Annotated in this window: 20 protein-coding genes; 15 read left to right on the plus strand and 5 right to left on the minus strand. The window is 28.0% G+C overall.

Annotated features, from left to right (window positions below):
• Positions 1 to 65: 65 nt before the first annotated feature.
• The 3 genes from BM027_RS13515 to BM027_RS13525 all read right to left on the minus strand — a co-directional run bounded on the left by BM027_RS13515 (position 66) and on the right by BM027_RS13525 (position 3,634).
• A complete protein-coding gene (locus BM027_RS13515; RefSeq protein ID WP_090092884.1) occupies positions 66 to 809 on the minus strand; it encodes a 3'-5' exonuclease in 744 nt (247 codons plus the stop codon).
• Between the two features lie 169 nt (positions 810 to 978).
• The gene (locus BM027_RS13520; RefSeq protein WP_090092890.1) at positions 979 to 2,334 is read right to left on the minus strand and encodes an MATE family efflux transporter; all 1,356 of its coding nucleotides are present in this window, start codon (positions 2,332 to 2,334) and stop codon (positions 979 to 981) included.
• 262 nt (positions 2,335 to 2,596) lie between these two features.
• Positions 2,597 to 3,634 (minus strand): LacI family DNA-binding transcriptional regulator, encoded by a 1,038-nt coding sequence (locus BM027_RS13525; RefSeq protein ID WP_090092893.1) that lies wholly within the window; start codon positions 3,632 to 3,634, stop codon positions 2,597 to 2,599.
• 391 nt (positions 3,635 to 4,025) lie between these two features.
• On the opposite strand from BM027_RS13525, the gene iolG reads away from it, so the two are divergent.
• From iolG to BM027_RS13575, 10 genes are all read left to right on the plus strand, one after another.
• Positions 4,026 to 5,051 carry an inositol 2-dehydrogenase gene (gene iolG / locus BM027_RS13530; protein ID WP_090092896.1) on the plus strand — a complete coding sequence of 342 codons (1,026 nt, stop codon included), beginning with the start codon at positions 4,026 to 4,028 and terminating at the stop codon, positions 5,049 to 5,051.
• 430 nt (positions 5,052 to 5,481) lie between these two features.
• Positions 5,482 to 7,989: a dynamin family protein gene (locus BM027_RS13535; RefSeq protein WP_090092899.1), complete on the plus strand. Its 2,508-nt coding sequence runs from the start codon at positions 5,482 to 5,484 to the stop codon at positions 7,987 to 7,989.
• Positions 7,990 to 8,061: 72 nt separating this feature from the next.
• A complete protein-coding gene (locus BM027_RS13540) occupies positions 8,062 to 8,949 on the plus strand; it encodes a hypothetical protein (protein ID WP_090092902.1) in 888 nt (295 codons plus the stop codon).
• 6 nt (positions 8,950 to 8,955) lie between these two features.
• Positions 8,956 to 10,710 carry a dynamin family protein gene (locus BM027_RS13545; RefSeq protein WP_090092905.1) on the plus strand — a complete coding sequence of 585 codons (1,755 nt, stop codon included), beginning with the start codon at positions 8,956 to 8,958 and terminating at the stop codon, positions 10,708 to 10,710.
• A gap of 46 nt (positions 10,711 to 10,756) precedes the next feature.
• The gene (locus tag BM027_RS13550; protein ID WP_090092907.1) at positions 10,757 to 12,547 is read left to right on the plus strand and encodes a dynamin family protein; all 1,791 of its coding nucleotides are present in this window, start codon (positions 10,757 to 10,759) and stop codon (positions 12,545 to 12,547) included.
• A gap of 539 nt (positions 12,548 to 13,086) precedes the next feature.
• Positions 13,087 to 13,338, plus strand: coding sequence for a TM1266 family iron-only hydrogenase system putative regulator (locus BM027_RS13555; protein WP_090092910.1), 252 nt, complete (start codon positions 13,087 to 13,089; stop codon positions 13,336 to 13,338).
• Positions 13,339 to 13,550: 212 nt separating this feature from the next.
• A complete protein-coding gene (gene hydG, locus BM027_RS13560) occupies positions 13,551 to 14,969 on the plus strand; it encodes a [FeFe] hydrogenase H-cluster radical SAM maturase HydG (protein ID WP_090092912.1) in 1,419 nt (472 codons plus the stop codon).
• Between the two features lie 491 nt (positions 14,970 to 15,460).
• Positions 15,461 to 16,645: a DegT/DnrJ/EryC1/StrS family aminotransferase gene (locus tag BM027_RS13565; protein ID WP_175559992.1), complete on the plus strand. Its 1,185-nt coding sequence runs from the start codon at positions 15,461 to 15,463 to the stop codon at positions 16,643 to 16,645.
• 313 nt (positions 16,646 to 16,958) lie between these two features.
• Positions 16,959 to 18,119, plus strand: coding sequence for a MerR family transcriptional regulator (locus tag BM027_RS13570; protein ID WP_090092915.1), 1,161 nt, complete (start codon positions 16,959 to 16,961; stop codon positions 18,117 to 18,119).
• A 135-nt stretch (positions 18,120 to 18,254) separates the two neighbouring features.
• On the plus strand, positions 18,255 to 19,445 hold the full coding sequence (locus tag BM027_RS13575) for a DegT/DnrJ/EryC1/StrS family aminotransferase (RefSeq protein WP_090092918.1): 1,191 nt from the start codon (positions 18,255 to 18,257) through the stop codon (positions 19,443 to 19,445).
• Between the two features lie 103 nt (positions 19,446 to 19,548).
• Here the strand turns inward: BM027_RS13575 and BM027_RS13580 are convergent, their stop codons facing one another.
• A complete protein-coding gene (locus BM027_RS13580) occupies positions 19,549 to 20,328 on the minus strand; it encodes a hypothetical protein (protein WP_090092921.1) in 780 nt (259 codons plus the stop codon).
• A gap of 301 nt (positions 20,329 to 20,629) precedes the next feature.
• Between BM027_RS13580 and BM027_RS13585 the strand changes: the two genes are divergently transcribed.
• A complete protein-coding gene (locus BM027_RS13585) occupies positions 20,630 to 21,817 on the plus strand; it encodes a class I SAM-dependent rRNA methyltransferase (RefSeq protein ID WP_090092925.1) in 1,188 nt (395 codons plus the stop codon).
• Positions 21,818 to 21,899: 82 nt separating this feature from the next.
• Here BM027_RS13585 and BM027_RS13590 read toward each other — a convergent pair whose 3' ends face one another.
• Complete coding sequence (locus BM027_RS13590) at positions 21,900 to 22,748, minus strand: AraC family transcriptional regulator (protein WP_090092928.1); 849 nt, start codon at positions 22,746 to 22,748, stop codon at positions 21,900 to 21,902.
• 464 nt (positions 22,749 to 23,212) lie between these two features.
• On the opposite strand from BM027_RS13590, the gene BM027_RS13595 reads away from it, so the two are divergent.
• The 4 genes from BM027_RS13595 to BM027_RS13605 all read left to right on the plus strand — a co-directional run bounded on the left by BM027_RS13595 (position 23,213) and on the right by BM027_RS13605 (position 26,985).
• The gene (locus BM027_RS13595; protein ID WP_090092931.1) at positions 23,213 to 24,664 is read left to right on the plus strand and encodes a UDP-N-acetylmuramoyl-L-alanyl-D-glutamate--2,6-diaminopimelate ligase; all 1,452 of its coding nucleotides are present in this window, start codon (positions 23,213 to 23,215) and stop codon (positions 24,662 to 24,664) included.
• A gap of 95 nt (positions 24,665 to 24,759) precedes the next feature.
• The gene (locus tag BM027_RS13600; protein ID WP_090092933.1) at positions 24,760 to 25,980 is read left to right on the plus strand and encodes a dicarboxylate/amino acid:cation symporter; all 1,221 of its coding nucleotides are present in this window, start codon (positions 24,760 to 24,762) and stop codon (positions 25,978 to 25,980) included.
• A gap of 164 nt (positions 25,981 to 26,144) precedes the next feature.
• Entirely contained in the window at positions 26,145 to 26,270 is a 126-nt protein-coding gene (locus BM027_RS18730; protein ID WP_278320249.1) for a hypothetical protein, read from the plus strand.
• Positions 26,260 to 26,985 carry a methyl-accepting chemotaxis protein gene (locus BM027_RS13605; RefSeq protein ID WP_090092935.1) on the plus strand — a complete coding sequence of 242 codons (726 nt, stop codon included), beginning with the start codon at positions 26,260 to 26,262 and terminating at the stop codon, positions 26,983 to 26,985. The genes BM027_RS18730 and BM027_RS13605 overlap by 11 nt, the downstream gene beginning before the upstream one ends.
• Positions 26,986 to 27,000 lie beyond the last annotated feature (15 nt).

Genomic DNA, 27,000 nt, shown 5'->3' on the forward strand with positions numbered 1-27,000 from the left:
AGTACCTTTTTATTTTTGGCTCTATTTTAAAACCGTGTTGATATTGTTACATATTGTTTGGAGTGCTAAAGAATAAATTGTTTAGTTTTTCCCATAATATATGCAAGCTTTATTAGGGACTGCTCTTCTAGTGACATTTCTCGACCATACATTCTTTCAAATTGATTTATTAAAGCAACTATATCAATTTTTTCTTTAGGTTGTTCCACTCTTCTGGAAGGACTAGGGGAGTAGATTTCAGGTTTCATATGATCATTATGAATACTTTTAAAAACTTCTGTAGTATAATAAGCATCATTAAAAGCATCATGAAATTCACCCTCAGTTGATATATTCAAAAATTCAATTGCATTTTTTAAACCAATTCTACATCCTTTTGGAACTTTAAAATATTTTGAAGCATACTTTTGAATATCAATATAGTATTTAGAAATTGATAAAGTAGATAAATTATGAAACTTTATATTTCTCATAAGCTCTTTAACATCTACTATGCCCCAAACACATAATACTGTTTCATCATCGCCAATGAACCTTATAAAATCGTCATAAACGTCAGGAAAGCTTTTACATAAACTGATTTTATCATCATTTATTTTAGTTAAATTTTCTACATAAGGATGAATAGTGGTATGTACAGTGGGTTTAATTAGAGAATTAAAGGTAGAAATTGTTTCAAAGCTTTCATTAAGTTTTAATGCTCCAATTTGAATAATTTCAAAGCGTAAATTAGAGTCATTATTTCCCTCAACCTCTATAATATTTGGATGCTTTTGATTAAATTCTAAATCATATATTATATAATTCATATATTCACCTACTTTTTATTTTCTTTCATATGCCTTAATAGTATTAATACTAGCTAATTACTTTTTTAAGATGGATAAAGTCAATTCAAACATTTATTAAAGTATATTCTAATATGTAATAAATTACAAAGGTTATAACAATATCAACACTCTGCTAAAATAAATATGCCTAACTAGCAATGTTAGCTGTTTCTCTATTAGGTAACATTTTATTAATTGTTTTAAAATATTTAATTGCTAGTGGAATGGTAGCTGCAATCCAAGCAATTGGACTTGCTAGACAAATACCAGTATAGCCTATAAATGTTGGTAAGGTAAATGCAACAATTACTCTAACAACAAGCTCAGCTACCCCTGCCATCATAGGGACAAATGCTTCACCAATTCCTTGAAGTGTATTTCTATATATAAACAATAGTCCAAGAATTGTGAAAAATATTGATACTATATTAAGATAGTGCTGTGCAGATGCTATAACTTCTGGCTGTGCTCCACTTATAAATAATTTAGTAAATGTTCCACCAAAGCAAACAACAATTACTCCAGATGCAATACTTATTATTAAGGAAATATAGGAACATTTCTTTACTCCTTCTTTTATACGTTCAATCTTCCCAGCACCAAGGTTTTGTCCAGAATAAGTAGCCATAGTAACACCAAAGGTAATTGCAGGCTGCATTACAAGTTGTTCAACCTTGGAGGCAGCTGTATATGCTGCAATAATTGTTGAGCCAAAAGCGTTCAGTGCACTTTGTAATACCATAACACCAACTGCTGTAATTGAGAATTGAAGTGCCATTGGTATACCAAGATTTAAATGCTTAAGAGCAAACCTTTTTTCAAACTTCCAATCTTTTTTTTGAAGTTTTAGAATATCATATTTTTTTGAGGTATAAATTAAGCATAAAATACCAGAAACTGCTTGTGAGATTACAGTAGCATAGGCAGCACCAGCAACTCCCATGGATAAGTTAATAATGAAAACTAAATCCAAAATTACATTTAAAATTGATGAAATAATTAGAAAATATAAAGGAGTTTTACTATCTCCAAGAGCACGCAATATGCCTGAAATCATATTGTAGAAAACAGTAGCTGCAGTTCCTGCATAAATTACAGTAATATAAGAAGAAGCACCATCTATAATATCAGAAGGCGTGTTCATTAAATTAAGCAATGGTCTTGCTGTTAATACACTAAATACCGTAATGATTACGGTCATAACTATACATAAAATAATCGAAGTTGCCACAGAGTGGCGTAGTCCATCTTCATCATTTGCTCCAAAACGTTGAGCAACCATAATAGAAAAACCACTAGTTAAACCAGCGATAAATCCGATAATTAAAAATGACATTGAACCAGTTGAACCAACGGCAGCAAGGGCTTGTATACCAATGAATCTACCAACGATTATTGTATCAACCATACTATAAAATTGCTGAAATATATTTCCAATAAGTAGAGGTATAGAAAAATATAGAATTAATTTTGCTGGACTTCCAGTTGTCATATCTTTTGTCATAAATATCCCTTTCTACAAAAAAATAGATTATTTTTTACATTTATTTAGAATAGCATCTTTTATATTGTTACGCAACTAGCTTTATGTCAAAATAGCTGTTAAGTCTACTATTGAAATGAATAAAGATATGAGTTATAGAGAAAATTAAAGGTAGATAATGCTTTAAAAAGATGTTTATTCTATGTCATACACCTATATTTAATAGGTGTACAGTTTATTAAATTTAGCTTTAAACATATATATTTGTACTAAATATGTGATATTATTTTATAAAATATTTCAAATTATGCTTTAATATGATATCAGGTTTTATATAATCGTTAGGACCATATGATTTATTTGTAGTTAAAATATCGTATAAAATTTTAATGGCTTTGTACCCTTGGGAATAAGGGTGTTGATGTATAATTGCTCTAATTATTCCATTTTCTATATAAGGAATTTGTTCTGCACAAAGATCAGGTGTGATAACCTTAACTTTATATTGCATTCCTAAATCAATTAAGGCCTTACATCCGTAAATGCTATTAGCAGCAGTAAAAAAAATACCTTTTAAATTAGGGGTATTTTCAACTATTTTTTTTACTTTATCATAAATGATTTTAGGGTCTTCTAGAGTTTCATAAACACCTATTAATTCAATTGAATTAGGATAAGAATTAATTACTTCCATAAATCCTTTAACCTTTTCTTGCTGGTCTGTCATTGATGAGCATCCTGTTATAATAGCAATCTTACCTTTATGATCGATAAAGTTAGTCATTAAATCACCAACTATTTGTCCATTATTAAAAGAATCTGTACCAACACAAGTTGTACGTTTACTTTCAGGAGCATCAGAGGAAAATGTAACAACAGGAATACCACTGTCAACAACTTTATTTATAACAGAATTCATTTTTGTACGATGTCCAGGACAGATTGCTAAACCATCTATACCTTCTTCAATAAATTCATTAATATATTGTATCTCTTGTTGAAAATTTAAATTTTCTGTTTTTTTACAAGAGATTGAAACATTATAATCAATTAGAAAATTTTTCGCTTCAATGATACCTGCCTCGACCTGTGGGTAAAAATAATTAGAATTACCAGGTAAAATACATCCAATTCTTAGCGGTCTTCTGGATAAAGATTGAGCAACTCTATTTACTTCATAACCCAATTCTTTTGCTTTATCTAAAATTTTAGCTTTAGTTTTTTTACTAATACCAATACGATCATTTAATGCACGGTCAACAGTACCAATTGATACATTTGCAGCTTCAGCTAAATTTTTTATTGTCACTTTTTTTATCATAGAGTATCACCAAACTTTCTTGTAAAGCTTAAAAAATTAAATTTAGAAAATCATTGCAAAACATTAATGCATAGAATACAATAATATTGTAGCATATGTTAACGTACACAACAAATTCAGTATATTGAAAATTTAATTAAATATTTGTGGTAATGAATGTTGATTAAGATAAGTTATTTAAGATGTATGTATTAGTAATTTTCTAATGCATTTTTTTATAAATACTTACGTTAACGATAACGAATTCGCTATATTATTTTTTTAGTAGTTTACGTTATCGTTAACGAACTAATTATTTTAGATAGTAATTATTATTAAAAATAAAAAAAATAAGCCATGACAAGGGGCTTAGTATCTTGTACACGAGATATTTAAAGAGAGGTAATTAAAAATGAAGAAGATAAAATTTGGAATTGTAGGATTGGGAAGATTAGGGGAAAAACATGCAGAAAATTTAGCATTTAGAATACCAAATGCAGAGTTATTAGCTGTATGTAGTGTAGTTAAAGAAGAAGTTGATGAAGTACAAGAAAAGTGGCAAATAAAATATGGATATACTAATTTTGATGAGATGTTAAAAAATTTAGAGTTAGATGCGATATTTATTTCATCACCTTCAGAATTTCATTGTGAACAAATTGAAAAGGCTCTAGCAGCTGGATTTCATGTATTTACTGAAAAACCATTAGGTATTACAGTAAATGAAGTGAAAAAAGTTTCAGAAGTTGTAAATAAATATAATGATAAAATATTTATGGTTGGATTTATGAGAAGATATGATAAATCTTACGCTTATGCTAAAGAAAAAATAGAAAAAGGTGAAATTGGAAAACCTGTAATGATTAGATGTTATGGATTTGATCCAGCACAAGCAATTCAAGGATTTTTGAAATTTGCTAAAAATGCCAATAGTGGTGGATTATTTTTAGATATGTCAATACATGATCTTGACTTAGCAAGATGGTATTTGAGTTCTGAAGCTACAAAAGTATGGGCTATAGGGGGTTCATATGGTTATCCTGAAATCTCTGAAATAGATGATGCTGAAACTGGAGTAGCTTTAGCACAATTTGAAAATGGAACAATGGGTGTGTTTGCTGCAAGTAGAAACTGTGCACATGGATATCATATTGAAACAGAAATTATAGGAACTAAAGGGACTTTAAGAATAGGAACAATTCCTGAAAAAAATTTAGTGACCGTTTTTACTCCAGATGGAGCAAAAATAGAATGTTCTAGCGGGTTCTTAGAAAGATTTGAACAAGCTTATTTATCAGAAGTTGAAGAGTTTGTAAAATGCATAATTGAAAATAGAAAACCTAATGTAACTGTTGAAGATGGTATTAAATCTACTATATTGGGATATGCTTGCAAAAAATCATTTGAGACTGGTGAACTAGTAAAAATTGAATATTAATGAAAAAATTCGTATGTTTTTTTATTAGTACATTATAATTTAAAATTATCTTAGGCATATTAAAGAAAATAACAAGTTAAAGATGCGACGTATATTTTGTGTGAATCACTTACTCAGCGAGTGTATACGAGTCGAGCTTCCTTATGACGCAAAATAGACTAGCTGACTTACTTGTTATTTATTTTAATATGCCTTATTAAAAATGAGATATTATTTTATAGGATGTATGTTGGTTTTTAAAAAACCAACATACATCTAAAATAAATAATATCTTTTTTATATGTATTTTTCATTATTAATAATTTTTATATAATTTAACTCAATTTAACAGTGTATTTATTTAGATAAATGTAAGCAATTGTGGTAATATAACAATAAATAAGTAATAATAAAAATATAACATAAATTAATATTATTAATGGAGATTATTATGGAAAAAAACAATTATATATTAAATGTAATTAATGAAATAAAAGAAGTTTTAGAAAAGAATGATTATAGAAAAAAACGATATGATAATGATGTAGAATGGTTTGAAAACAGGGGAGAACAGATTGCTAGCAATATAATAAGGATTGCCATTATGGGAATAACCAGTAGTGGAAAATCAACCTTAGTAAATGCACTTTTAGGTGAAAAAATTTTACCAGTTGCTATAAAACCAAGTTCTAGTATCATAATTACCTGCTCTAAAGGAGAAAATAGACAAGCTATAATATATTTTAGAGATAAAAAACCCGAAATATTAACAGGAGATAAGCTAAATGATAAAATTATAGGAGAATATGCAGATGAGAGTAGAAATCCTAATAATCAATTTAAGGTTACTCAAATTGATATAAAGGCTCCTTCATTTTTATTAGGTGACAATATACATATAATAGATAGTCCAGGCTTGGATGCTTGTGATTTGGAAATGCACGAAAAATTAACTTTAGAAATATTGCTTCCGACAATAGATATTTGCATATTTTTGACAACAGTTAAAGCAAATAGTGATGAAATTAATGTTGAAAAAATTAGAACTGTAAATGAGAAAGATAAACAAATAGTTTTAGTACAAAACATGATAGATTCAGTTGAAGAGAAGCTTGGGAAAAATGGAATAATTGAAGAGGATAAAGACACTATTTTAAAGAAGCATAAGAAGAGGGCAGAAAATCTTTTAAAGAGTGGAACTAATAACAAAGAAGGATTTGAAGTAATTCAAATATCTGCACTTAATGCCTTAAAGGGAGTTACAGGAAAAAATAAAAAGTTATATAACAAGTCCAACATTGAATGTTTTATTAAAACTATAGAAATGTGTGTTAAGAAAGTAATGCCTAAGATTAATGAGCAAAGTGAAATTAGTCTTAGGGAAAGAATTGATAATATAATTACCACTGATAAAGAGATTTTAGACGAGAAAAATTTGGAATATATAAATTCTCTAATGAATGTTAGCAATGGTGATATTGATGATCTTGTATATGATTTTGAAATTTCAAAAGATAAAATATCATCAGAAATTAAGGCTATTAATAAGAGCATAACAGATACAATAAATGATATTAAGAGTTCATCTTCAGAGGAAGTTGAAAGCTACTTAAGCATAATAGAGAAAATTAACAATAAAAATCTTAAAATGGAGAATGAAATTTTAAGTATAGTTAAAGAATGCGAAGATAAGAAGAATGATGTATATAGAAAGCTTAATTTAGATATAAGATTTAATTACCTATTACCTAGTATGGAAAGCAAAAACATAGATGTTAAGCATAAATATGAGGAAAGAAAAAGATTAGTTGAAAAAGATGGAGTTTTAAATAAAGGTAAGAGATTTTTATCACATATATTCCATGAAGAGTGGGGATATAAACAGGAAGAATATGATGAACAAGTAGTCGATAAAGATGCTACCATAGCTATGGTCACAAATGTATGTAACCCAAATATAGGGAAATATATAAACATATTATGGGATTGGAGTACACAATATAATAAGTCCTTAAATATTTTTTATGATGAAGTAACTAAAAGAGCAGAGGAATATGAAAAAAAGAAGAAACAAAACATTGAGACTTATGATATAGAAGAAGTAATTAAGAATTTAAAATCCATAAAGAGTAAAATTAGAAAGCTAAGACCTAAGAAGCAAAATGAAGTGGCAGTAACACTTAATGATGATAAAAAGGAAACTATTAAAGTTTCTAACTGTTCTATTTCAAATGTACAATACAATGTTTATAAGCTAAGTAATGAGATTTTAGAGAGAAATTATTTATTAGTAGGAAAGTATATAAAAGAAAAGAGCATAAAGAAAATAAAAAAAGAAACTGAACATATTTTTTGGACATGGGATATTGAGTATTGTATAACATTTGTTTCAAGAGTTTGTGGAATTTATTTAGGGAAAAATGAATGTGAAGTAATAAAAAAACAAGGAATATATGTAGTTAATAATGTAACAATTATTTATGATCTATGTGAAAACAAACTTGACTTTTATACAGCTTTAAAGAGAATAAAGGAAAAGCCATATAATATGTTTGTTATATTCAATGGAATTCAAATAGGAAATTCAGAAAAGCAAATACTAGAAAGCATGAGTTTAAATTATTTTATAACTAACAATGTAATGTTAAATCTGGTAGTGGACTCATCTAAAGAATTTATAAACGCAAATAACATAAAGGAACTTTTATTAGGGGTTAGTAGTTTAGAGCAAAAGATTATAAAAAAATTTAATAATGCCAAGCAGGGATATGTATTAATTAATTCTAAAAACCCTATATACAATATGGCATTAATAGAGGGACAAGAAAATGATGAATTTATAATAAGTGAATATAAAGATGTAAAAGAAAGATTATTTGAAAATTTATTATCAAGAGGTGCAGAGCAAAAAGAAACTATAGAAGAGATTTTGAGCTACTTCTTAAATAAGGCACATTAAGGCTTTGTTTTAAAAAACCAGGAGATGGAATGTTAGAGTTAGTAGATATAGCATAAATTATGGAGGATAACGATGGAGAATAAATCAATTTCAATTCAATGTGATGAAGTAACAAAAAATATGATGGGTGAACTGCAAGATGAGATGGTAGATTCACTTTCTAAGGTATCTAAAAATATGACAGTAGATATTATAGAAAAATTGAAACCTCTTGAAAAGAAAATTAATGATATAAAAGAAAATTTTATGGAAGATAATGAAGATTTTCAAGAGAAGATTGAGGATTTAAATAATAATATATTAAAAATAACAAAATCTATAGAAAGTACTATAGAAGCATCAATTAATAAGATCATAGGTGAACAAAACAAAGGATTAAATGATAATTTAGATAAATTAATAATCAATTCTCAAGAAATTAAAGAAACTATTGAAAGTACAGACAAGCATTTAGAAAATAAGATAGAAGTTTCAAGTGAGGAAATTATTAAAGAAGTTAGAGCAATAGATACAAGTAAAATACAAGAGAACATAGAATTGCTAGAAAAGAATATAGATGAAAACTCTAATAGTAATAAAAAAGAGATTTTAAATAAAATAGATAATATAAATATTGAGTCATTGGAAGAAAAGTTAGCTATTTTAGGATTAAAAATAGTAAAAGATGCAGCTAATAATAAAGAAGTTCTTTTAAATAAAATAGATAATATTAATACTAATGAAGTTGAGAAAAAGGTAGAGTTATTAGAAAAATCCATGGAAAGTAATTTAACTAATAATAAGGAAGTAATTTTAGGGAAAATTAATGATATAAATGATAAAATGGATGAGCAATATATATTAAGAGGATTAATAGATGATTTAGAAAGTAAAATTAATACTAAAATAAATAGAGTACAAGAAGAAGTAGAATGGGGAAATAAGTCATTCTTTGCTAGGATTTTTGGGAAGAGGAGATAAGAAATAATGACATACATGGATTTAATACAAGACCCTAAATTTAATAGATTGTTAGAAAAATATCTTGATAATGAGGGTCAAGGGGGAAATTATAAAGAGTACTTTAAACACTTTACTGAAAATTTAGATAAAGGAGAAATAATTGTACCTATATTAGGTATTCAAGGAGCAGGTAAAAGTAGTTTTCTTAATTCCATTTTAATGGAAGATAATATACTACCCACTGATGTTGATGAAACAACTTGCGTGCCTGTTGAAATAAGATATGGTGAGAATACTAATGAGGCTATAATATATTATTTGGATGAAAGTAAAGAAATCATAAAGATAGAAAACTTAGAGAAATATGTACACAATGACTATAACAGAGCAAATAAGCTTCACGTATCTAAAATAGTCTTATATAACAAAAGTGATATATTGAAGAATAACATTGTGCTTGTAGACTTACCTGGTGTTGGAAGTTTAACACCAGAAAATCAAAAAACTGCATTAGATTATGTGAACAAGTTAGTATGCGCAATTTTTATGATTAGGACAAACCCTCCAATTACAAGGACAGAAAAGAATTTTATAAATGCTTTATGGCCAAAATTATCAAATACAATCTTTGTTCAAAATAAGTGGAATGATGAAAGTTATGATGATGCAAATGAAGCAAAAGAGCATAATGAAGGAGTATTAAGTAGCATAAGTCATGCACATAATGATAAAAAAGATGTTACTGTAAATATAGTAAATGTTTATGAAGCAGTTAAGGGAAAATTCACTAAAGATGATGCATTATATAGAAGCTGTGGAATAGTTAAAGTTATAGAAGAGATAAAGAATATTTCAATAGAATATAACAATGATTTAAGAGATACTTTAAATATAAAGGTTCAAGAAACTCTACAAAATCTTAATGATAAAATAGAGAGTTATAAAAATTTAGCTTTAAATGAAAGTAATGAAAATGAATTAGAAAAAGAAGAAAAAATCAAATCAATTAAAATAATACTTTCAGAAAATAAGAAGAATTTTAGAAGAATTAGAACTTATGCATATGATGGTATGGATAATATTATTGAACATTCTTTAAAAATAATAAAAGAAAATATTGAAAATCTAAGAACAGACCTTAGAAGGATTATTAATAAGGGAATAGTAGATGGAGATAGACTTAGTTCAATATATAAAGAAACATCTGATAAAGCAATAAATGACATAATGGATGAAGTTTTATCTATTATGAGTGAACTAATAAATAATCTCAATGTAGAGCTTCAAGATATAACAATAAAAGGGTTTGATGGAAAGTATGAAAATATATCATTTTTTCATAAAAAATCTGAATTTAAGTATGAAAAAGCATTTCCTTCATTATTAGGAGTATCAGGGGGAGTAATGGGTACTTTAGGAGCAGTAGGAACTTTAGGAGGACCACTAGGAATCCTTGTTGGTATGGGAATAGGTTTAGCATTTTCTCTAATAGGAGATTTTATGCGTAAAAAAGTACTTGAAACTAGAGGTTATTACACTGCAAGAGATTTAGATCCAATGATTGAAGATCTAGAAAGTTACTTAAAGGAAGAGATTATTGATGATTTAAGAGCGAAGCAACAAGATGTGGATGATTCTATAAAAGAATTAAGAAGAAATTTAGAAAAAACTTTTAAAGAAGATATAGAAAATATAGAAGAACAATATGAAACTACTTATAGTGAAGAGCATATTTTAGAATTTGAAGAGGACTTAAAAATTTTAAGGCACATGAGATAAAATAACAGTCTAAAGATGTGCCTACATGAAATAAGGAGAAAAGCAGATGAATAATTTTGAAAGCTGTATAAATAGACAAGATAGAATCGATATGGTTGTAAATGCTCTTGGCAATGATGGTATTACTAATAAAAATTTATTTGTAAAAGAGAGGATAATGAATCCATCTCATTATGTTGTTATGTTAGGGGAGACAAGCTCTGGAAAAAGTGCTTTAATAAACAGTATTTTTGATAAGAAGATATTAGTTGAAAGTGTTAGGCCAACTACAGGAGTTGTTACTGAAGTTGTAATATCTCATGATTCTGGGGAGTCCTTAATTGGCATAAACAAGGATGCAACATTTAAAAATTTAGATAAGGATACTTTTGATAAGCTTACAGTAAAGCCAGATGAGGGGCTACATAGATTAAGATATACTGGATCATGTAAAGATAGCAAATATGCAGGCATGAGACTTTTTGATACTCCAGGATATGGTTCTCTTATAAGCTATCATGAAGAGGTATTAAAGGAATTCATACCAGAAAGTGATTTTATTGTATATGTTGTTTCTTACAGAGTAGGTCTTGGTGATGACGACTATCAATTTTTAAAATATGTTGGAGAAATAAAAGGTGAAAATGTAGAAGTTATTTTAGCTATAAATATGTGTCCACAAGATGTGCAAGATGACAATAAGAGAATACGTGAAATAAGAGAAAGCGTTAATGAGTGCATACATAAAGATGTAAAAACCTTCTTCATAGAAAGTAATAGTGAAAAGAAGCCAAATACAACTAAACTTTGGGATTATATTCATGAAAGAGTAAATGATGATAAGAAGAAAGAAGAACTTTTAGAAACGTTAAAGAATTATCAAGATTATATATTAGAAGAATGCAAGATAAAGGTTAATTCTAAAATTGCAAATGATGAATCAAAACAAGAAAATATAGAAGAAAGATTAAATATAACTAGAGAATTCTTAGATAAGAAGAAGGAGATTTTAGAAACACTAGATATAGGTTTTACAAAAGTAAAGTTAAAATCATTAAAATTTATAGATAAATCTGATATAACAATTAAAGATGAAATTACAAAGTATATATATGATGAGAGTAAATGGTCTATGAAAGAAGAAACCTTTACGCTAATGCAACATTATTATGTACCAAAGCTTACAAATGAAGAAACTGAAAATCTAATGACTTATCTTGAAGATGAAATTATTTGTCTAGATAGGACAATTGGAGATATGCTAAATACAGCAATTGCTAATTTAGAGAAGAAAGTTAAAATAAATATTCCTTCTTACACTGAAGTCATGGAAGGTGTTGTACAAAAACATGTTGGAGATGTTATAAAACAAGCTACAGGAGAGATGTTTAGAAAAGCTCATAAAAGAGGATACATTGGAACCAAAAATGTTACAAGCGAAAAGCTAGGAAATATATTTGGAGACACAGCATCTAAACAAACAAATAACAACTTAAAACACCTTTTAAAAGTAATAAAGGCCACATCACTAAAGGGGATTACAGAATATTTAAGTGTCTTTACAGACTCAATATTTTTCTTATATGATTCATTAACTTGGCAAAAGAAAATAAATGAAATCTCCTTAGAAGCTATCGATAATTGGGCTAATGATGTGGAGAGAACTATAAGAAAATACTTAGATGAATTAAAGGAAACTAATAAAGAGGAGATAATATCTTTATTTGATGAATTAAGTGAGGAATTTAAGGAAACTGAAAAAGAATTAGAGGATATAAGTTTAGATGAATTAGACAGACTTAGAAAAGAAATAGAATTTATATTACATAAATGTTTGTATATGAATTTAAAAAAATAGTAGTTAAAACAGAGTCAAAGATAAATAAGACATAGCGATTTGTTATTTTTTTGAATATGTCTAAGTGAAGTTGTAATATGAGAAATAAGAAAAGCTTTCTTTGATAGAAAATGAAATTTATGTTAAAATAAAAACATAGTCTGACTTTAAGGATAAAGCATATAAAAGGAAATAGATTGTATAATTACTTATTATTTTTTAAAATATGCCTAAAACCTGAGAGAAAAGATTAATAAAAGCACAATCGTTCTGAAATACATGAGGGTTCGTCCCAAATGACAAGGCGGTATTAGGCATACGAAATAAAATAACAAGTATACTGAATTGTTATTTTTTGAATATGCCCTGTAAGGTAGATGTATATACTATCCCTGCGCCTTTTTATGGTGTAGGGATTATTTATTTGGCTATGTGTTTTAGCAGAGTGTTGATTAAGAGTTCTACAAAGCAAATTTCAATGCCAGTTCGCTATTATATAAGAAAATCAACACTGCTTTAAAACAAAGCGATTTATTTTGATTTTGAAAGGAATAATAAATATGGATACAAGAATTGCATTGATTGGAATTATAGTAGAAGATATTAAGGCAACAGATAATCTTAATAGTATTTTACATGAATATGGAGAATACATTATTGGAAGAATGGGACTACCTTATCGTGAAAAAGGTATGTGTATAATAAGTGTGGTTATAGATGCAACAAATGATACTATAAGCTCATTATCTGGTAAACTCGGCATGATTGAAGGCATAAACGTAAAAACAATGTATTCTAAAACAGGAAAGTAAAAAACTAAGGCATAGGATATAAGGCACATTTTAAAAAATAATAGACTAACAATACTAATTTATTATTTTTTAAATATGCCTAAAATTCATTAGTATATACACGCCAAAATTAGATCAGAACAAGTTGCACTATATAAGGCTTTGTTTTAATATCAGCACAGTTTTAAAACAGAGTAATTAACAAAAATGAATTATAGAAAGAAGTAGATGTAATGTATAATATTAAATCAAAAGTAGCAACAGAGTTTATTGATGATGCAGAAATTTTATCAACACTTGAATATGCGAAGGAAAACAAACATAACAGAGAATTAATAAATGAAATTTTAGAAAAAGCTAAGGATTGCAAAGGTCTTTCACACAAAGAAGCTGCAGTATTACTTGAATGTGACTTAGAAGATGAAAATGAAAAGATGTACAAACTTGCACAAGAAATTAAGCAAAGATTTTATGGTAACAGAATTGTAATGTTTGCACCATTATATCTTTCTAATTACTGTGTAAATGGCTGTATTTATTGTCCATATCATCATGGAAATAAGCATATAGCAAGAAAGAAACTTACACAAGAGGAAATAAAAAGAGAAGTAATAGCATTACAAGATCTTGGACATAAAAGACTTGCATTAGAAACTGGAGAAGATCCAATAAATTCTCCTATTGAATATGTACTAGAAAGTATAAAAACAATTTACAGTATAAAGCATAAAAATGGAGCAATACGTAGAGTTAATGTAAATATTGCAGCTACAACTGTTGAAAATTATACAAAACTTAAAGATGCTGGTATAGGAACATATATTTTATTCCAAGAAACTTATAACAAGAAAATATATGAAGAACTTCACCCAACTGGACCAAAGCATGACTATGATTATCATACAGAAGCTATGGACAGAGCTATGGAAGGTGGAATTGATGATGTTGGAATGGGAGTACTATTTGGATTAAATATGTACCGCTATGACTTTGTTGGTTTATTAATGCATGCAGAGCATTTAGAAGCAGCTAAAGGTGTTGGTCCTCATACAATAAGTGTACCAAGAATATGTCCAGCAGATGATATAAATCCAGAAGACTTTACAAATGCAATTCCTGATGAAATTTTTGCGAAAATTGTTGCAGTACTTAGAATTGCAGTTCCATATACAGGATTAATTGTATCAACAAGAGAATCTCAAAAATCAAGAGAAAGAGTATTACATCTTGGAATTTCTCAAGTAAGTGGAGCATCATGCACAAGTGTTGGAGGTTATGCTCAAAAAGAAAAAGAAGAAGAAAATTCATCACAATTTGATGTAAGTGATAATAGAACTTTAGACGAAATTGTAAACTGGTTACTTGAAATGGGTTATATTCCAAGTTTCTGTACCGCTTGTTATAGAGAAGGAAGAACTGGTGATAGATTTATGAGTCTTGTTAAAGCTGGACAAATAGTAAACTGCTGTCAACCAAATGCACTTATGACATTAAAGGAATATTTAGAAGATTATGCTTCAGAAGATACAAAGAAAAAGGGTGAAGAAGTAATAAAAAATGAAATTCCAAAGATTACAAATGAAAAAGTGAGAAAAATAGCAATAGAGAATTTAAAAAACTTGAATGAAGGTAAACGTGATTTTAGATTCTAGTAAGAAAAGTGAACTAAGGTATTTAAAAAAATAATGACTTAAAGATTTCGCTCTGTTTTAAAACTCTGTGTTGATAGTGTTACATATTGTTCAGTGGGCTAAAGAATTAATATAGGAAACTCGACTCATATTCATTCGCTGAGTAAGTTCGAGCAACAAAATATAAAATTTTGATTCTCACTTAAGAACATCTAAATGAGTATAGTCCCATTCCAGCGTGCTCCAAAGACAAGCTTCGGACAAGCAACTAATGTGACAATATTCATTAAGAGTTCTAAAAGTCCAATTCTAATGCCAACTGAACAAAAATGTAACACTATCAACACTATACTAAAACAGAGCCTTTTATTAAATATAGAATTATATTTAATTTTTATATTGACTCTGCCCTAAGGGTTGAGTTTATAATAAGGTTAATAGGAAACTATGTTTTGAAAATAGCTCCTATTAATTAAGAAGTTTTGTATTTGATTAAGAGAGGAATGAATTATATGAGTAATATAAAAAAAATACCTTTTTCACCACCAGATATAACAGAGGAAGAAATTGAAGCAGTAGCAAATGTTTTAAGATCAGGATGGATTACATCAGGTCCACAGCTTGCTAAGTTTGAAGAAGGAATAGAAAACTACTGTAAGGTTAATAAGGCATTAGCATTAAATAGTGCAACTTCCGCAATGGAATTAGTACTTAAAGTATTTGATATAAAAGAAGGCGATGAAATTATATCTACTCCTTACACTTATACTGCAACTTCAAGTGTTGCAGTGCATAGAGGAGTTAAACCTATATATGTAGATGTTAAAAAAGATACTTTTGAAATGGATATAGATAAGGTTGCTGAAAAAATTACGGATAAAACAAAAGTTATTATGCCAGTAGATATTGCAGGTGTACCTTTTGATTATGATGCATTAAAGAAAGTATTAAAAGATAAGAATAGAGAAGATATTATAATTCTTTGTGATTCAGCACATGCTTTTGGTGCTAAATACAAGGGTGAACCAGTTGGCTCACAATGTAACTTCCATTCATTCTCATTTCATGCAGTTAAGAATTTAACTACAGGTGAAGGTGGAGCAGTTACTTTTAATGATAATAATTTTAAGGGATATGAAAATTTACAACAATACATGAGATTTACAGCTATGCATGGTCAATCAAAGGATGCTTTAAGTAAACTTAAGGCTGGTGCATGGGAATATGACATTATAAATGATGGACTTAAATGTAATTTAACAGATATAGCTGCAGCAATTGGAGTAGTTCAACTTAAGAGATATGAAGGTATGTTAGAAAAGAGAAGACAAATATTTAAAACATACACTGATATATTATCTAAAGAAGATTTTTCTATAATCCCATTTACTAAGGATGATAATGGAACTGAAACATCATACCATTTATATCTTTATAGAATTAAAGGCTTTAATGAAGAAAAGAGAAATGAAGCTATTCAAAGATTAGCTAAAATTGGAATAGCAACTAATGTTCATTATAAACCACTTCCAATGCTAACACTTTATAAGAATCTTGGATATGATATTAAGGATTATCCAAATGCTTATGCTCAGTATGAAAATGAAATTACACTTCCAGTATATACTACATTATCACTTGAAGATGCCGAATATATAGCAAAAGAAGTAGTAAGAGTAGTTAAAGAATTATTATAAAATTAATGATAGCCATGTGATAAAGACAAAAGCATTAGGCACATGAAAGAAAATAATAGACCAAAGATGCTTAGTATATTTGGTGTCAGACAAGTAGGTAAGTTCGGTTAATAGAAAGATATTAGCTGAATTTGCCGACGCAGTATGACGAAAAATATACAGGCATACTGGTCTATTATTTTTTTGAATATGTTTTAATAAAAATGGCTGTGTTTTAAATGAATGTTGACATTGTAATATAAAGCCATAAAAATTTATATTGACTCTACCCTAAGGTAAGGGATTACAATAGATTTAATGGGAGGGAGTATTATTGAAGATTGGTGAATTTGCAAAGAGATCAGGAGTAACTGTAAAAACATTACTTCATTATGATAAAATCGGGCTTCTTGAGCCATCAGAGAAAACTGATTCTGGATATAGAATTTATTGTGAAGATGATTTTTTGAAGCTTCAACAGATTACAACCCTAAAATTTATTGGCTTATCATTAAATGAAATAAGTCATACTCTACATGAAAGTGGAGAAAATTTAGAGAGTATGATAGCTATTCAAAAGAAAGCTTTGGAGGAAAAGAAAAAACATATAGAAGCAGTTATAGATGTTTTTAATAAAGCTCAGAATACAGCGAAGAAAAATCGATTTTTAGATGCTAACAATTTAATTGATATTATAAAGATAACTAATATGGAAAAAAGCGTAAAAGAGCAGTATAAAAGTGATAAAAATCTTAATTTAAGGAGTAATCTTCACAGCTATAATATTAACAAGGTTGATTGGGATACATGGTGCTTTAATCAAATGAACTTTCCAAAGGGTGCAAGGATATTAGAACTAGGATGCGGACCAGGAAAGCTTTGGAGTAAAAACAAGAACAGCATAGACAAAGGATTAAATATTACCGTATCAGATTTTTCTAAAAGTATGTTAAAGATAGCAAAAGATAAGCTTAAAGATGTAGATCATAATTTTGAGTATAAAGAAATAAATGCAGAAGACATTCCATATGAAGATGAAAGCTTTGATGTAGTCATTGCACAGCATATGCTTTATTTTGTACCTAATATAGAAAAGGCCTTATCTGAAATAAATAGAGTCTTATCTCATGGTGGCATGTTTTATGTAAGTGCTAACTCATGTGAATCTATGGCTGAATTAAATGAATTAGTAGAAAACTTTGCTCCGAATCTTGGACTAGATAATAATGGATTCTCAACTAGATTTGATTTAGAACATGGAAGGTCAATGCTTGAAAAATATTTTAGTGAGGTTAATGTAGAGATTTTGCAAGGAAAAATAATAGTAGATGATGCAAAGCCAGTAGTTTCTTATAAAGCTTCAACAATCCAGGGAAGTTCAATACTTGTTGGAGAGAAGAAAAAAGAATTTACAAAGTATTTAGAAGATTATATTAAAGAAAATAAAAGTATATCAATAACTACAAAGACTTGTATGTTTAAGGCGAAAAAATAAGGCTCTGTTTTAAAACCGTGTTGATATTGCTACATATTGTTAAGTGGGCTAAAGAATTGAACAAAAGTGTAACAATATCAACACTATATTAAAACAGAACCAAAGTAAAAAGAAATATAGATAGGAGTGTGGAAAATGAATATTCCATTAGTTGATTTAAAGGCTCAATACAAATCTGTTGAAAAAGAGGCAAACAAAAAAGTTAAAGAGGTACTTTCTTCTGCAAGTTATATTATGGGAAAAGATGTAATTGAATTTGAAAAGGAATTTGCAGAGTATGTGGGAGTTAAGCATGCAATATCAGTTGGTAATGGAACTGATGCTTTAGTGGTAGCACTTATGGCTTTAGGTATTGGTAAAGGTGACGAAGTTATAACTACACCTTTTACTTTCTTTGCTACTGCAGAAAGTATTTCGTTTGTAGGTGCTAAACCTGTTTTTGTGGATGTAGAGAAGGATACATACAATATAAATCCATCTAAGATAGAAGAGAAAATCACTGAAAAAACAAAGGCCATTATGCCAGTTCATATATTTGGACAACCTGCCAAAATGGATGAAATAAAGACAATAGCTAGAAAATATAATTTGCAGGTAATAGAAGATGCTGCACAAGCTTTTGGAGCTGAATACAAAGGAAAGAAAGTTGGTTCAATAGGAGATGTTGGATGCTTCTCATTCTTCCCAACTAAAAATCTTGGTTGTGCAGGAGATGGTGGAATGATAACAACATCTGATGACAATATAGCAACTATTGCAAGAGCATTAAGAACTCATGGAAGTGGAGAAAATGGTCAAAGAGCTTACAATTTATTAAACAATATAACAGAAGAGGTGAAAACTTCAGAGGGACATGATGATACAGTATATAACCCATTAAAATATTATAATTATTTAATTGGATTTAATACAAGATTAGATACAATTCAAGCAGCAATTTTAAGGAGTAAAATGTCCCATATAGATATGTGGAATGAAAAGAGAAGGGAAAATGCTAAGCTATATGATGAAAAACTAAAAGATTCATCTATAACAGTGCCTGTAACAATAAATGAAGGAAAATCTGTATATAACATGTATGTGGTTCAATCAGAAAATAGAGATGAAATGGTAAATAAACTTAAAGAAAAAGGTATAAGTACAGGAGTTTATTATCCAGTGCCAATGCATTTGCAAAAGGTTTATAAAGATCTAGGATATAAAGAAGGGGATATGCCCGCAGCTGAATATCTTTCACATAGAACATTTGCAATACCTATTTTCCCAGAATTAACACATGAACAAAAAGAATATATAATTGATACAGTAAAAAATATTAGTAAATAAATACACAAAAGTATTTACAGTCTATAGCTATGTTTTAAGTAAGTGTTGATATTGTAATAAAATATCAACACTATTTTATTACATAGCCCATGTTTTGACTTATTTATAATTTTTCTTTGGATTCTTTTGTTTTTGATTTAACTTTTTCCTTGTCTTGGGTCTCTATATTTTCTGTATTCTCTTCTTGGTTTTTAATTTGTTCAATTGCTAATTCAGTTTTAGCTTTGATTCTTTCAGCACCCTTATTTACATCTCTAATATTTTTATTAATAGTACTATTTATGTTTGAAATACTTTTACTTATTTGTGCTAAACGTTTATTGTTATAGCTATTTGGATTATCATTTGGTTTAATATATTCAGCTTCTATTATTTGTCTATTCTTACCATCTTTTAATAAATGTATATTATCTTTTGAACTGCTGAACTTGATAAGTTCATTTAAACTAGCAGAAATTATTATATCATCTCTTACTTCATCATCATTTTTGTTATACTTTTCTTCAACAGCTTTTTGCTTTGAAATTTTTTCTTGTTGTTTTTCAATTTCTTCTTGTTTTTCTTGAATAGCTAGTTGCTGAATTTGTGCTTCCATTTCTTGTATGTTCTTATTTACTTCCTCAAGTTTATACTTTTTTTCTTTTGGATCCATATCTTTAGCAATTAATGTTTGTTTTTGTTCATTAAAAGATTGCTTTTGTTTTAGAAGATTTTCCATTAAATCACTCTGTTTATTTTTTTGTTTAAGATTAATACTTAAATTACTTTTATCAGCTTTTTCATCTGAATCATTATTTATTTTAGGACTTTTTGCAATTTTATTTATACTTGTATTCTGAAATAAATTTATATTGTTTCCGTTTATATTTAAACTTCCGCTCATAACCAACCTCTCCTTTTATTTATACTTATATTTCTTTTATCGTATATATTTACCAAAACATTATATATAAGATGATGAAAATGTTAAAATTTCATAATATAATGTTTTGGTAAAGATATTATAAAATATTAAAATGATCAAAATTTATTATTTTTGAAAGAAATAAATGATACTATAGTTGATTAGTTACTTTTTTGAAGATGCCTTATAGAGTAACAACTAGAATGTATGGTATAATTGTTTAACAACACAATAAGGCATATTGAATCATGTGCCTAAATTTAGTTTAGGAAGGTACACTATGAGAGAAACAATACTTACAGTAAAAAAAGAATTCGTAAATAAATACAAAAAAGGATATCCATTAATTTTTGAAGAAGCTTTAGAGAATATCAAAACTTTAAAAGAAGAGGGACAAATAATAACGCTTATAGATGAAAAAAAAGCTTTTTTAGGAAGAGGATATTATGGAAAGCAAAATAAAGGAACTGGCTGGATTTTAAGTAATAGTAAAAAAAGTGATATAGATTATAAATTGTTTTATGATAAATTGCGTAATGCATTCTCTAAAAGAGAAAAATTTTATTATTCAAGAGATACTAATGCATTTAGAGCATTTAATGGGGAAGGCGATGGAATAGGAGGCCTTACCATTGATTATTTTAATGGATACTACCTTATAACTTGGTATAGTAAAGGTATTTACGCATTTAAAGATATGATACTTAAAGCAATAAAGGCATTAGTGCCTCTTGATGGGATATATGAAAAGAAGAGATTTGATGAAAATGGTATGGTTATAGATGAAAATAGTTATGTATGTGGAAGAAAAGCATCAGAACCTCTTATCGTTAAAGAGAATGGAGTTAATTTTGCAATCTATCTAAATGATGGTGCAATGGTAGGAATATTCCTAGATCAAAAGGAAGTAAGAAAATCCATTAAAGATAAATACTCTGAAAATAAAAGAGTATTAAATACTTTTTCTTATACAGGAGCTTTTTCTATGGCTGCGGCAAAGGGTAACGCTATTACTACAAGTGTTGATTTAGCAGCAAGGAGTTTAGATAAAACAATTGAAAATTTCACTATAAATAATATTGATCATAAAGAGCATAATATAATAGTTGAAGATATTTTTGTGTATTTTAAACAAGCAAAGAAAAATGATTTGAAATTTGATGTAGTTATTCTTGATCCACCAAGTTTTGCAACATCTAAAGATAATAGATTTAGTGCAGCGAGAGATTACAAGGATTTAATAAAATTAGCTATAGATATAACAGAAGATGAAGGATTAATTGTAGCTTCTACAAACTGTGCTACTTTTAATATGATAAAGTTTAAGAAGTTTATAGATCAAGCATTTAAAGAATCAAACAAGAACTATGAAATTTTAGAGGAACATCATCTTCCAGAAGATTTTGCAGTTACAGAGAAATTTCCAGAAGGAAATTATTTGAAGGTTGTGTTTATAAGAATTAACTAAGGCACATTAAAGTAATTGTAGTAGATTTGTGCAAATACAAATCTACTACAATTTTTTGTATGATTTTATATTTAGAAATGCCTTATATCAAAAAATCTCTTGGAGATTTATTAAATAGCTTTTTAAATGAACGAAGAAAGCTAGAGTAATCATTAAAGCCACATTGCACTGAGGCTTTAGTAATAGGTTCTCCTGTTTTTATAAGATCCTTTGCCATCAAAAGTCTTTTTTGCATGACATAGTTGTGAAGAGTATATCCAGTTTCTTTTTTAAATTTATGCATGAGATAATACTTACTAATATAGAATCTTTGAGATAAGGCTTCTATAGACAGATCACCCGATAAATTACTATTTATGTATTTTAATACTTCTTCAATTTGTTTATCATATTTAAGTGTTTCATCATCATTTATATACAAATTACCAAGATGAACTCTATTTAAATAAACAATTAACTGAATAAATAATGAATTACTTAAAAGTTTACCACCAAAATCATGTGAGTTTAGTGATGATTCAAGTGATCCTATTATGGATTTTAAATTGTTTTGAAATTTAGCTTCAAGTCTTACGAGATTGAAGCTTTTTTCAGTTGCTAATTTAAAGCAAGTTGAAAGATCGCAATCTTCATAATTATGATTTTCTATAAAATCTGAGTTAGCCCAAATAATTATTCTTTCATAGGTTTCAGAAGAATCAATAACTGGTTTATGAACATCATGATTATTTACAAGCAAAATATCCCATGGCTTTAGATAATATGCTTTCCCTTCAATTAGATAAGTCACTTTTCCAGAGAGAAATATTATTATTTTATTGAAATCATGGTAGTGAAATTCAAACTCCTGATTTTTTTTATCTTTTAAATGAAATAATTGAAAATCTTTATTTAAATAGCCCGATTTATTTTCTAAATTTTTATTATTCATATATATGATATCCTTTCGAGTATATCTCGTTTAGCGTATGCTACACTATATTCTCCCCATAACGTATAGATAGATAAATAGATTTTCAAATATATTTAAGTTAAGCAGTAAACAAAGAAATAAGGGATAATTGTTTATGTAGTGTTGCATCAAAGGATTTTCATGTAGGCGTTTCTTCATTAGAAGTTGTTTCATTTACTGCTTGTCACGAACTTGTTTTGGGAACAAGCGGAAATGTGGCAACTTCTAATGTTAGAAACCCACATGAAAATCCTCAGCAACTGAAATAAACAATTATTCCTTATTTCGGTTAGTTCACTGCATAACTACTAAATTAATATTATATTTCAAATAAATAATAAAGCACTTTTTGCAATATATCAAGCAATATATACGCTATTTATAGTTTAAATTTTGCGTATAATAAAAATATAATAGATTAATTAGTTAACGGAGGGAAATAAATGAAATTATATAAATTATTAAAAGATATAGAATGTATGGTTGTAAATGGAGAAGTTAATATAGATATTGCAGATATCAGCTATGATTCTAGAAAAGTAAAGGAGAATTCAATATTTGTATGTATAAAGGGAACTAAAGTAGCTGGGCATGATTTTATAAAAGAAGCTATTAAAAATGGTGCTGTAGTAATAGTTGTTGATGAAGAAATCCAAATTAAGAGTGAAAATATTGCATTAATAAAGGTAAAAAATACTAAATCAGCTTTAGCAAGTATGGCTAATTCATTTTATAAAGAACCATCTAAGGAAATAGAGCTAGTTGGAGTAACAGGAACTAATGGAAAAACTACAGTTATACATTATATTAAAGATGTGCTTGAGCAATATGGAAGAATCACTGGTACAATAGGTACTTTAGGATATGAACTAAAAGGTGAACAAATAAGTATAGAAAAAACAAATCCAACTACTCCTGAATCACTAGAACTACAAGCTATATTCAGAGAATTTATTAATAAGGGTGCTGAAGATATAGTTATGGAAGTTACCTCTTCTGCATTATCAAAGAATAGAGTGGATTACTGTGACTTTAATGTAGGGGTATTTACAAATTTATCGCAAGATCATTTAGAAGAACATGGAACAATGGAAAACTATAAGAATGAAAAGATGAAGTTATTTCATAAGTGTAATCTTGGAGTTATTAATTTAGATGATAAAATTGCACATGAAATCATAAAAAAATCAACTTGTAGAATATTGACTTATGGAATAGATAATGAAGCAGATATTAGAGCAAGTGAAATAAGGTATGATAATAATTCAGTAACTTTTAAAGTTAACTTTAAACAAACAAGCAAAGAAATAAAGGTGAATTCACCAGGTAAATTTACAGTATATAATGTTCTTGCTACAATAGGTGCTTGTTATGGATTAGGAATAGATATTGATGAAATTTTAAAGTTAATAGTTAAAGTTAAACATGTTCCAGGAAGAGTTGAGATGGTAGAAAACAATTCCAATAAAAATGTAATAGTTGATTATGCACATACACCTGATTCTTTAGAAAAATTATTAATGATGGCAAGAGAAATAACTAAAGGAAAACTTATTATTGTCTTTGGTTGCGGTGGCAATAGAGATAAAACTAAGAGGCACATAATGGGTATGGCAGCTGGGATTTTATCAGATTATTGCATAATAACTTCTGATAATCCAAGAAATGAAGATCCAATAACAATTATTGAAGAGATTGAAGAAGGAATGGAAGTTATAGATGCAACTTATGAAAAAATCGTTGATAGAAGGAAGGCAATTGAGAAGGCATTAAAAATATTAAAAGACGATGATTTATTAGTAATAGCAGGAAAAGGTCATGAGGACTATCAGATCATCGGAAATACAAAAATACATTTTGATGATCGAGAGATAGTTCAAGAAATTTTGGCATAAATGAGATGTTAAAAAGTGAAATATACTATCTGTTAATTATTTAATGTGGTTAAGTGAACTTAAAAGTTAACCTATCTATTAAGGAGGAGAGAAAATTGAAATTTTTAAAAAACTATAAATCATCACTAATTCTATTATTTTCAATTTTACTAGGTGGATGTATTGGATTAATAATGGGAGAAAAAGCTAATATATTTGCACCACTTGGAAATCTATTTTTAAATTTAATATTTACAATGTTAGTACCTATAGTATTTTTCAGCATTTCATCTGCAATAGCCAATATGGATAGTTCAAAAAAATTAGGAAGAATACTTTGGGTAACAGTAATTGTTTTTGGAGTAACTGCCATTATTGCAGGAATAATAGGGGTAGCTAGTTTTAAGTTATTTAATCCAACTACAGGATTAGAGCCATCAATGTTTAATAATTTAATGAGTAACAGTAAAGTTCAGAAAACTGAGAGTATAGGTGCTTTAGAGAAAATAGTATCTAGTATTACTGTAGGAGATTTTTCAGAACTTTTATCTAGAAGTAATTTACTTGCATTAATATTATTTTCTATGCTAATAGGATTTGCAGCTATGCTTTGTAAGGAACAAGGAAAAGCATTTGTTTCATTTTTAAATAGTGGAGCAGCAGTAACTATGAAAGGTGTTAATATAATTATGTATTATGCACCAATTGGACTTGGAGCATATTTTGCAAATATTATTGGTCAACTAGGTGGGCAAATATTAAGTGGATATGCAAAAGTATTTACATTGTATTTAGGAGTTTCTATAATATATTTCTTAGTATTCTCAACTTTATATGCATATGTAGCAGGAAGAAAAAGAGGTGTAAAAGTATTTTGGAAAAATGCTGCAGAACCTTCAGTAACAGCATTAGCAACTTGCTCAAGTGCTGCTTGCATTCCTGTTAATATAGAAGCTGCTAAAAAAATGGGAGTATCAGTTGCTCTTGCTAATATAGTAATGCCACTTGGGGTTAATATTCATAAAGATGGATCTGTTATTGGGGGGATATATAAGATCATGTTCTTATTTGCTATATTTGGTAGAGATATGAATAGCATAGGTTCATTAGTAAGTATATTAGCATCAGGACTTTTAATTGGAGCAGTAGTTGGAGCTGTACCAGGCGGAGGGGGAATAGGTGAAATGCTTATTTTAAGTATATTTGGATTTCCACAAGAAGCCTTAGCAATAATGCTTGTAATAGCTACAATCATTGATGCTCCCGCTACATTATTAAATTCAGCAGGGAATACTGTTTGTACCATGATAATATCTAAATTTACAGAGAAATGTTAAAATTACTTTATCTAATAGAATTTTAGGCACATGAAAGAAAATAATAGACAAACATACTGGTCTATTATTTTCTTTCATGTGCCTTATTATTTAACTTAAATAAATACTAACAAATACTTATTATAAATAATTACACTTTTTGTAAACAGTAGATGAGAATAATCTTGGCTACTGTTTTATTTATGTATGAAAATCAGTACTTTATTGACAAAGATGTAGAAATTATGGTAATATACGAGAATGATAAACATTATCAATTAACATTAGGAGGAAAAAGTAATGATAAATGAATCTAATATTATGCCAAAAACTAGTATGAAAAATAATATGAAAAGTAAGTTAATGAATAGTATATTAATGGCTATAGCTTTAATTATATGTAGTTTGATTTTTATTTATTTTCATCAAAAGTTAGTAATTAATATAAGTATAATTATTATATTAGCAATTAGTGTAGTAATGATTAATATTGAATTAAAAAAAGCTAAAGGATTAAAGGTATTAAATATTACTATGGCAGAAATGAAAAAAGGAAAATTTGTAGAGATAGATGAAAAATATTTAAATGATAAAACAGAAATTGGAAAAATGAGTACAATATTAAATAATACTATAATTACAATAAATAACATGTTAGAAGAAATTAAGAGAAACTCTGGGGATATAGATGCTCAAACAATAGGATTAACGTATATTTCGGAAGATATGTTAGATTTAACTTCGAATATAGTTAAATCTACAGAAGGAGTGGCTTTAGCAACTAAAAACCAGACAGAAAATATATCTAATATAGTAGAACAATTAACTGAATTTGGAGAAAATATAAATGGAGTAAATCATAGTATTATTGGTATTAATAACTTATCAAATGAAATCGGTAAAAAATCAGAAAATGGGAACGCAGAATTAAAAGAATTATCTACAGGAGGCTGTATCAAAATAAATTTGATACTAGCCGATAAAAAAAGTGGATTCATTAATTTGAATCCACTTTTTTGCGCATAATATTTATATGAAATA

The organism is Clostridium uliginosum, assembly GCF_900112485.1.
Lineage (GTDB): Bacteria > Bacillota > Clostridia > Clostridiales > Clostridiaceae > Clostridium > Clostridium uliginosum.

Bases quoted from the DNA above. Each gene is read 5' to 3' on its own strand.
- BM027_RS13525 (WP_090092893.1), bottom strand. From the start codon at position 3,634: ATGATAAAAAAAGTGACAATAAAAAATTTAGCTGAAGCTGCAAATGTA.
- BM027_RS13605 (WP_090092935.1), top strand. From the start codon at position 26,260: ATGATAAATGAATCTAATATTATGCCAAAAACTAGTATGAAAAATAAT.
- BM027_RS13590 (WP_090092928.1), bottom strand. From the start codon at position 22,748: ATGAATAATAAAAATTTAGAAAATAAATCGGGCTATTTAAATAAAGAT.
- BM027_RS13545 (WP_090092905.1), top strand. From the start codon at position 8,956: ATGACATACATGGATTTAATACAAGACCCTAAATTTAATAGATTGTTA.
- BM027_RS13595 (WP_090092931.1), top strand. From the start codon at position 23,213: ATGAAATTATATAAATTATTAAAAGATATAGAATGTATGGTTGTAAAT.
- BM027_RS13540 (WP_090092902.1), top strand. From the start codon at position 8,062: ATGGAGAATAAATCAATTTCAATTCAATGTGATGAAGTAACAAAAAAT.
- BM027_RS13520 (WP_090092890.1), bottom strand. From the start codon at position 2,334: ATGACAAAAGATATGACAACTGGAAGTCCAGCAAAATTAATTCTATAT.
- BM027_RS13535 (WP_090092899.1), top strand. From the start codon at position 5,482: ATGGAAAAAAACAATTATATATTAAATGTAATTAATGAAATAAAAGAA.
- iolG (WP_090092896.1), top strand. From the start codon at position 4,026: ATGAAGAAGATAAAATTTGGAATTGTAGGATTGGGAAGATTAGGGGAA.
- BM027_RS13585 (WP_090092925.1), top strand. From the start codon at position 20,630: ATGAGAGAAACAATACTTACAGTAAAAAAAGAATTCGTAAATAAATAC.
- BM027_RS13555 (WP_090092910.1), top strand. From the start codon at position 13,087: ATGGATACAAGAATTGCATTGATTGGAATTATAGTAGAAGATATTAAG.
- BM027_RS13550 (WP_090092907.1), top strand. From the start codon at position 10,757: ATGAATAATTTTGAAAGCTGTATAAATAGACAAGATAGAATCGATATG.
- BM027_RS13565 (WP_175559992.1), top strand. From the start codon at position 15,461: ATGAGTAATATAAAAAAAATACCTTTTTCACCACCAGATATAACAGAG.
- hydG (WP_090092912.1), top strand. From the start codon at position 13,551: ATGTATAATATTAAATCAAAAGTAGCAACAGAGTTTATTGATGATGCA.
- BM027_RS13580 (WP_090092921.1), bottom strand. From the start codon at position 20,328: ATGAGCGGAAGTTTAAATATAAACGGAAACAATATAAATTTATTTCAG.
- BM027_RS13515 (WP_090092884.1), bottom strand. From the start codon at position 809: ATGAATTATATAATATATGATTTAGAATTTAATCAAAAGCATCCAAAT.
- BM027_RS13575 (WP_090092918.1), top strand. From the start codon at position 18,255: ATGAATATTCCATTAGTTGATTTAAAGGCTCAATACAAATCTGTTGAA.